General features: G+C 33.2%; 1 pseudogene. It reads right to left on the bottom strand.

Annotated features, from left to right (window positions below):
- Positions 1 to 397, bottom strand: a pseudogene (locus tag J7R13_RS08725) (sel1 repeat family protein); the annotation flags it as partial.
- Between the last annotated feature and the right edge of the window lie 149 nt (positions 398 to 546).

Here is a 546-nt window from a genome sequence, read left to right as displayed (position 1 = left end):
GAGGAATACCTTTTTTTATATATCCCGCAAGTTTAACCAATGCATCAGAAACATAACTTTCATCCTCTGAACCAAGATCAGCACCTTTTTCAACAATATATGCAAAAAAATGATATGCCTTATAATCATTTTTAGGGACACCATCACCGTTTGCATAGATAGAGCCAAGTTTCCAATTAGCACCAATATGGCCTCTCTTAGCCGCGCGACGTAATGCTGCAATAGCCTGATTTATATGTCCATCTTTATAAGCAGACATACCACGTTTAAAAAAATAAAACGAACCATCATTCGCTTCTTGCAAACTATTGACATCTATTGCATAAACAATCGAAAAAAATCCCCCTAAAATCACAACAATAGTGGCTTTTTTCCATATCTGAAACCTATTAACCATTTCCCCCCCCTATCTCAATTTTAATGATTATATCTGTTACAAATTTCTTTGTAGATATTTAAACCCGTTTTCTTAGTAAGAAACACACGCGATTTTAAAGTAAAAATTTAAAAAAAAGATCAATAAATTAAAACCATCCAAAATGTTCG

This window comes from Bartonella taylorii 8TBB, assembly GCF_902825155.1.
Lineage (GTDB): Bacteria > Pseudomonadota > Alphaproteobacteria > Rhizobiales > Rhizobiaceae > Bartonella > Bartonella taylorii_A.
Note: the sequence above shows the minus strand (reverse complement) of the source record. Positions and strands in the feature narration are given on the sequence as shown.